7 protein-coding genes and 1 pseudogene are annotated in these 6,216 nt (G+C 53.6%); 6 read left to right on the top strand and 2 right to left on the bottom strand.

What is annotated here, in order from left to right; all coding sequences use genetic code 11:
• The 3 genes and pseudogenes from U869_RS0117905 to U869_RS0117890 form a co-directional block, all read left to right on the top strand.
• Nucleotides 1-720, top strand: a pseudogene (locus tag U869_RS0117905) (hypothetical protein); the annotation flags it as partial.
• A gap of 18 nt (nt 721-738) precedes the next feature.
• On the top strand, nt 739-1,389 hold the full coding sequence (locus U869_RS0117900) for a fimbria/pilus periplasmic chaperone (RefSeq protein WP_025123844.1): 651 nt from the start codon (nt 739-741) through the stop codon (nt 1,387-1,389).
• Between the two features lie 151 nt (nt 1,390-1,540).
• Nucleotides 1,541-2,182 (top strand): LuxR C-terminal-related transcriptional regulator, encoded by a 642-nt coding sequence (locus U869_RS0117890; protein WP_025123845.1) that lies wholly within the window; start codon nt 1,541-1,543, stop codon nt 2,180-2,182.
• 2 nt (nt 2,183-2,184) lie between these two features.
• On the opposite strand, the gene U869_RS0117885 is transcribed toward U869_RS0117890, so the two are convergent.
• Both U869_RS0117885 and U869_RS0117880 read right to left on the bottom strand, forming a co-directional pair.
• Nucleotides 2,185-3,651, bottom strand: a complete 1,467-nt coding sequence (locus tag U869_RS0117885) for a HAMP domain-containing sensor histidine kinase (RefSeq protein ID WP_025123846.1) — start codon at nt 3,649-3,651, stop codon at nt 2,185-2,187.
• Between the two features lie 3 nt (nt 3,652-3,654).
• Nucleotides 3,655-4,368: a response regulator transcription factor gene (locus U869_RS0117880; protein WP_025123847.1), complete on the bottom strand. Its 714-nt coding sequence runs from the start codon at nt 4,366-4,368 to the stop codon at nt 3,655-3,657.
• 149 nt (nt 4,369-4,517) lie between these two features.
• Here U869_RS0117880 and U869_RS0117875 point away from each other — a divergent pair, with 149 nt between their 5' ends.
• Genes U869_RS0117875 through U869_RS0117865 form a run of 3 tightly spaced genes read left to right on the top strand, consistent with a single transcriptional unit; the run spans nt 4,518 to nt 6,200 of the window.
• Nucleotides 4,518-5,129, top strand: a complete 612-nt coding sequence (locus U869_RS0117875; RefSeq protein ID WP_025123848.1) for a cytochrome b/b6 domain-containing protein — start codon at nt 4,518-4,520, stop codon at nt 5,127-5,129.
• Nucleotides 5,130-5,139: 10 nt separating this feature from the next.
• Nucleotides 5,140-5,928 carry a molybdopterin-dependent oxidoreductase gene (locus U869_RS0117870; RefSeq protein ID WP_025123849.1) on the top strand — a complete coding sequence of 263 codons (789 nt, stop codon included), beginning with the start codon at nt 5,140-5,142 and terminating at the stop codon, nt 5,926-5,928.
• A 59-nt stretch (nt 5,929-5,987) separates the two neighbouring features.
• Entirely contained in the window at nt 5,988-6,200 is a 213-nt protein-coding gene (locus U869_RS0117865; protein ID WP_025123850.1) for a pentapeptide MXKDX repeat protein, read from the top strand.
• The last annotated feature ends 16 nt before the right edge of the window (nt 6,201-6,216 follow it).

Below are 6,216 nucleotides of genomic sequence, written 5' to 3'. Positions count from 1 at the left end.
CTTGAGGTTTATTGGGTATATACGTTTAATGAATTGAAGAGCAGTAATGCCGTTTATGTCTTCTTTTCCAGTAACTTCTTCAAACAGATGGTCAAGCTGGGGATCACCGACGGCGGGACGCATAATCTGATTAACTTCCGCTTCCAGAATACCACTTCACCGGAATCGGGCTGGTATGAGTTCTCAACCTCAAACCAATTGATCATCAAGCCGCGTGATTTCAGCATCAGCATTATTTCCGAGGATTACGATAACAGCCCGCATCGGGAAGGCTTTGTGGGTCCCGCTGAGCCGCCGCTGGAGTTTGGCTATATTGTGACCACCAGCGCCAAGACCAATGCCGATGAGGTCAAAGTAAAGGTCATCGGCCCAACGCGGTTAGTGAACGGCAACAATTATTGTATTTTCTCGTCGTCGGACAATACCACGCAGGTGCCATTCCCGGCCCAACTCAGCATTACCAATAGCCTTGGTGCGGAACAGGTGATGTACATGGGCTGTGAAGGCAATTGGCACGATATGACCAATGCGCTGTGGAGCAGCACACCCTGGAACGATATTTCCGGTGATGTTGGGGTGATGAACAAAACCCGGATCAAGTTGAGCATCCCGATGAACGACCCGGTGTCAGGCAAAACTGTCGAGGGTAACGACTGGTATGGCGATGTTCATGCCGCGGGCGAAATTCACGTCGAGGCGACCTGGCGTGATATCAACTAAGGAGATGATGTGAAAACTCTGCTGCTGTGGCTATTGTGCCTGCCGGTCACTGCCGGAGCGATTAATGTGGGCACCATGACGTTCGCGATGGATCAGGACCAGTCTTTTGTCGCCAAGCGGGTGCTGAATAATAACGCCAGCGCCCGGTTTTATCAGGTGGCCATCCGTGCCATCGATCGGCCTGGGCAGCAGGAGGTTCACAGCCGCCCGGCAGATGGGGAACTGCTGTTTGCCCCCAAGCAACTGACTCTACAGGCGCGACAGGGGGAATATTACAAATTCTATTACCACGGCCCGAAGGATAACAAGGAACGCTATTATCGCGTCTCGTTCCGTGAGGTGCCCACCAGCCTGCTGGCGGCAGGGCAGGGCAAGCAAGCCGCAGCCAACCTGGAGCCCATTGTGGTGATGGACACCATCCTGGTCGTCAGACCGCGTGAGACTAAATTTGCCTACCAGCTCGACAAGCAACGCGGCACGCTCAAAAACACCGGCAATACCTTTTTTAAATTCCTGTTGAAACCGGGCTGCAATAGCACCGATGAAGAAGGGATCACCGAGTATTTGCGCCCGGGAGATACGCTTTCAAACCCGGGGATCAAACTGCAAGGGCAAAAATTTATCATTTATAACGACAGCTTTATCAACGTGGATAAAAGCTGCGTTTAGGCCGCCACAAGATCCAGGACCGAAAAATTGTGGCCAAGAGTGAAGCCGCTGGGGGTGATCTTCAGTGCTAAGTGATCCAGATGACCGAGCGACAGGAGGTGCCGGCTAGATGTGTCTGTTTTAATTGTAAATATTTTCAGTGGGGTAGCCAATGACAGCTTCATTTTATAACGATAACTATATTCTCTTTGATCCCCATCCTTTGGTGAGCGTCGGTCTGGAGGCGTTAATCGAACCGGGCAATAAACGAGTCAGTCATTTAACCAGCCTGAACGATATTTCCCTGCTGCTCAATGATAATGACCAGCAAACGGTGATTATGGAACTCTACCATCATAACGAAGATATTTATTCGGTGGTGCGTTTCCTGTTGACCGCCGGTAAGATTTGGCCAAGGGCGTGCCTGGTCATTTTAACCGATATTAGCCACCCAGGTATCCTGACGCTGCTCGCCGCGCAAAAACATCTCTCCTTGGTGGCCAAACGCGATGATATCAATTACTTGCTGGCAGCGATTTCAGCGGCCCATCCTACAGCCAGTTATCGCAGCCCAGTGATACAGCAACTGTTGTTGCAGAAGCCGCGGTCATTATCGAGTTGCGAATGGCGTATCCTGGGGCTGATGGTTTCTGGGGCCAATGCTCAGCATACTGCTCAAGTCATTGGCCGCAACTATAAAACCGTTTGTACCCATAAGCTCAATATTATGCGCAAACTGGGGGTGAATCAGGTTGGCTTTATGCAGCTGCTGCTGGTCTTCAGAACCCGTTACTGCATCCAGCCCTTGTCGTAACGCTAATGCACAGGAACAGAGAAGCGGAAGCAGGCGCCGCTATGCTGTTGTTCCACCAGCGTAATATCGCTGTCGTGCAACTGTAGAATACGTTTGACAATCATCAGCCCCAAGCCGCTCGCATGACGGCGGGCATGGTTAACAATTGACGGGCGGATAAACAGATCGGAACGCAGTTCCTGGGGAATACCCGGCCCGCTGTCATTGATCTGAACCATCACCTTGGCGCCTTGTGGCCACAGGCGTACCTCGATCTCACCTCCAGCCGGAGTATGGCGAATGGCATTGTCCAACAGGTTGGTCAGCACCCGCTCTATCATACTGAGATCGGCACTCACCAGCGGTATGCCAGGCTGAATGTCGGCGCGCAATTGCTGCTGGCGAGCTTCAGCTGCCAGTTCAAATTTTTGGAACACGTCCTGCACCAGCTCACTGAGAGAGAACGCTTCTTTTTGCGGTTTGACTACCCCATATTCCAAGCGTGCCAGTTCGAACAGCTCTTGCGCCAGCCGACCTACCTTGCGGCTCTGCGCCAGAGCAATCTCCAGATAGCGTTGGCGATCGGCCTCCGCGAGGCTGGCAGATTTCACCGACAGTGTCTCTAAATAACCGTGCAGTGACGTGAGCGGCGTGCGCAAATCGTGCGAAATATTAGCAATAAACTCACGCCGTTGCTGGTCTTGTAGCGACAGCGCTTGCCACTGTTCGGTAATACGCTGCGCCATGCGGCGGAATGCCTGTTGCAACTGGCCGACTTCGTCACGGCGCTGGTTTTCGGCAGGGGTGTTGGCATAGGCTTGCAGAGCAGCGATACCGCCACCGTCCAGCGCACTAACCTGCTGTGTCAGGCGGCGGATCGGGCGCGTCACCCAGCGGAAGGCAACCCATCCGGCCAACAAGCCGAACATCACCACTAACCCCATCGACCACAGAGCGGTGTAAATCGCCGAGTTGAGCTGGGCGCTATTGGCCAGTGCATCATAATCCTCACCCAACAGCACTACGTACAGATAACCTTCAACATTGCCGTTCATCTTCAGTGGCGCGGCGCTAAAGACCTTGCCGGTATTCAGGTTGCGCGGGTCGTCGCCATAGATTGGCATTTTCGCGCCATCCAGCAGCGCCTGGATTGGTGACAGATCGACCTTCTGGCGTTTCATATGCCCCGCAGGGGCCGCATTGCCGACAATATTGCCCTGCTTGTCCAGCAGATAGACCTCCACGCTCGGGTTAACCGCCATCAACTGATCGAACAAGGTATGCACCGACTGGTCATCCCAGCCTTTCGAGTTCAGCAGCGGGTTACTGGTGGCGATATGTTGCGCCAGGTTGGCGGAAAGTCGTTGGATCACCGCCTGGCTGTATTGCGTACTGCTGCGTACCTGCAACCAGCCGGAGATGGAACAGCAGATCAGTAGCAATAGGGCGAAAACCAGGGTCAGGCGCTGTGTCAGCGATAGATTTTTCATAGTTTACTCTTGCGGCGAAGCCGCGAATTTATAACCCATGCCCCATACGGTGAGGATGTGCTCGGGTTCTGCCGGGTTGCGTTCTATCTTGATCCGTAGCCGGTTGATGTGGGTATTGACGGTATGTTCATACCCCTCATGCTGATATCCCCAGACCTGGTTGAGCAGGCTGAGGCGGGAAAACACCTTACCGGGGTGGCGGGCGAAAAAGTACAGCAGATCGAATTCGCGCGGCGTCAGCTCCACCGGTTGCTGCTGCATACGTACCTCGCGGGCGATAGGATCGATCACCAGTCCATCAAAACTTAGCGTTCCTGCATCCATCCGCAGATTCCGGGTCATTGCCTCCTGGCGGCGAAACAGTGCCTTGACCCTGGCCACCAGTTCCAGCATGGAAAATGGCTTGGCCAGATAGTCGTCGGCCCCCAGTTCCAGCCCCAGCACCCGGTGGACTTCGCTGGAACGTGCGCTGGTGATGATGATTGGCGTATAGCGGGTCATATTGCGGGCGCGGCGGCAGATTTCCAGCCCGTCGATGCCTGGCAACATTAGATCGAGGATCAGCGCGTCCCATCCCCCCTGCTCGAGCATCTCCATGCCCAGATTGCCATCGGCGGCGTGGCTGATGTCATAGCCCTCATCGCGCAGATGTAGCTGCAACAGCTCGGCGATATGGCCATCATCTTCGACGATCAAAATTCGTTTTGCCTTATCCATTTTCTCCACCGTAGTTGACTGGCCTTACTGAAGTCTACACAACCGCCACCCGGGGAGTTATCACATTTTATTTAACTTTGCGTGAGGTCTTGGGGAACAAATCTGTTGAATACTCCAACCATCGAATCGAGACGGGCAGGAGAGAAGGGATGAACATGACCGTAACGCCGGAGAAACCGCTGCTTATCCATCCGCTGTGGTTAAGGCTGACACACTGGCTGAATGCCGTTGCCATGCTGATTATGGTCACCAGCGGCTGGCGAATTTATAACGCCTCCCCGCTGTTTAACTTCTCGTTTATCAATGAGCTGACCTTGGGGGGATGGTTGGGGGGCGCGCTGCAATGGCATTTTGCCGGCATGTGGCTGTTTGGCCTCAACGGTCTGTGTTACCTGCTGCTCAACCTGTTCAGTGGCCGCTTCAAACGGCAATTTTGGCCGCTCAGCCCCCGGTTGTTTATCAGCGATTTGTGGGCCGCGCTGCGCGGCAAGCTGCAACACGCGGATCTACGCCGCTACAACATGGTACAGCGGGTGCTCTATCTCCTGGCGATGGCGGGTTGCGTGCTGATGGTACTTTCGGGTCTGGTGTTATGGAAATCGGTGCAGTTTCCCCTGTTACGTACGTTGCTTGGTGGTTATGAGATGGCTCGCTATATCCACTTTTTTGCCATGACGGGGCTGGTTGGCTTTGTGGTGATCCACCTGGCAATGGTGGTTTTAGTACCACGCACGCTGTTGGCCATGTTACGCGGACGCTAAGGAGACGCCGATGAAAACGGAAAAAACCCCGGTTAGCCTGAGCGAGAGCCAGGATATCGTTAAGGAAGCACAGCGCCTGTTAGCGCAACAATTGGCATCATCATCGCGTCGTCGTTTCCTGCGTAATGGCTTGACCTTGGGAGGCGTAGCAATGCTGACCGGCTGCGATCTCAGTGATAACAGCCAGGTAGACCAGGCCTTGAGCCGCATTTCACGCTTTAACGATCGGGTGCAGGGCTGGCTGTTCAATGCCAATCATCTGGCTCCCGAATATGCCGAATCGATGATCACTCGCCCATTCCCGTTCAACGCATTTTATGCCGAGGATCAGGCACCCGATATCAACGGGGATGATTTTCGTCTGGAAGTGGCCGGGATGGTATTGCACAAACAGCCCTGGACGCTGGCACAGCTGCACCAGATGGCACAAATCAGCCAGGTGACACGCCATATCTGCGTAGAAGGTTGGAGCGCTATCGGTAAATGGGGCGGCGTGCCGTTTGCCGCCTTTCTAAAGGCGATTGGCGCAGATCTGAATGCTCGTTATATCGGCTTTAAATGTGCTGATGACTATTACACCAGCATCGATATGGCCACGGCGCTGCATCCGCAAACCATTATGGCACTGACCTATGACGGGCAGATATTGCCGCGTCAATACGGTTACCCGATGAAACTGCGTATGCCGACCAAGCTGGGCTACAAGAATCCGAAACATATTCAGGTGATTGAGGTAACCAACCACTTTCCTGGTGGTTACTGGGAAGACCAAGGCTACAACTGGTTTGGCGGCAGCTGAACGCTGCCAGAGCAAATTCAAGGCACCACGGTGCCTGTTCACTGAGAAAAGGAAATACCATGAAAAAGTTATTCGCCATGATGATGTGCAGCACACTGATGTTGGGTATGGCCGGGGCTAACGCGGCCGATAGCATGAGCAAAGACGCGATGAAAAAGGATGGTATGAGCCAGATGTCCAACGACGGGATGGCCAAACAGGGAATGAAAAAAGAGTGCATGGATAAAGACTGCATGAAGAAACCGCAGATGGGTAAGGATGCCATGATATAGTGGCACACTGATACTG

This window comes from Serratia sp. H1w (assembly GCF_000633355.1).
Taxonomy (GTDB): Bacteria; Pseudomonadota; Gammaproteobacteria; order Enterobacterales; family Enterobacteriaceae; genus Chania.
The sequence above is the reverse complement of the archived record's forward strand: the minus strand, read 5'-3'. Positions and strand labels throughout refer to the sequence as shown.

What these genes read in the sequence shown, in the direction of transcription:
- U869_RS0117890 (WP_025123845.1), top strand. Translation starts at nt 1,541, where the DNA reads ATGACAGCTTCATTTTATAACGATAACTATATTCTCTTTGATCCCCAT.
- U869_RS0117865 (WP_025123850.1), top strand. Translation starts at nt 5,988, where the DNA reads ATGAAAAAGTTATTCGCCATGATGATGTGCAGCACACTGATGTTGGGT.
- U869_RS0117875 (WP_025123848.1), top strand. Translation starts at nt 4,518, where the DNA reads ATGAACATGACCGTAACGCCGGAGAAACCGCTGCTTATCCATCCGCTG.
- U869_RS0117885 (WP_025123846.1), bottom strand. Translation starts at nt 3,651, where the DNA reads ATGAAAAATCTATCGCTGACACAGCGCCTGACCCTGGTTTTCGCCCTA.
- U869_RS0117880 (WP_025123847.1), bottom strand. Translation starts at nt 4,368, where the DNA reads ATGGATAAGGCAAAACGAATTTTGATCGTCGAAGATGATGGCCATATC.
- U869_RS0117870 (WP_025123849.1), top strand. Translation starts at nt 5,140, where the DNA reads ATGAAAACGGAAAAAACCCCGGTTAGCCTGAGCGAGAGCCAGGATATC.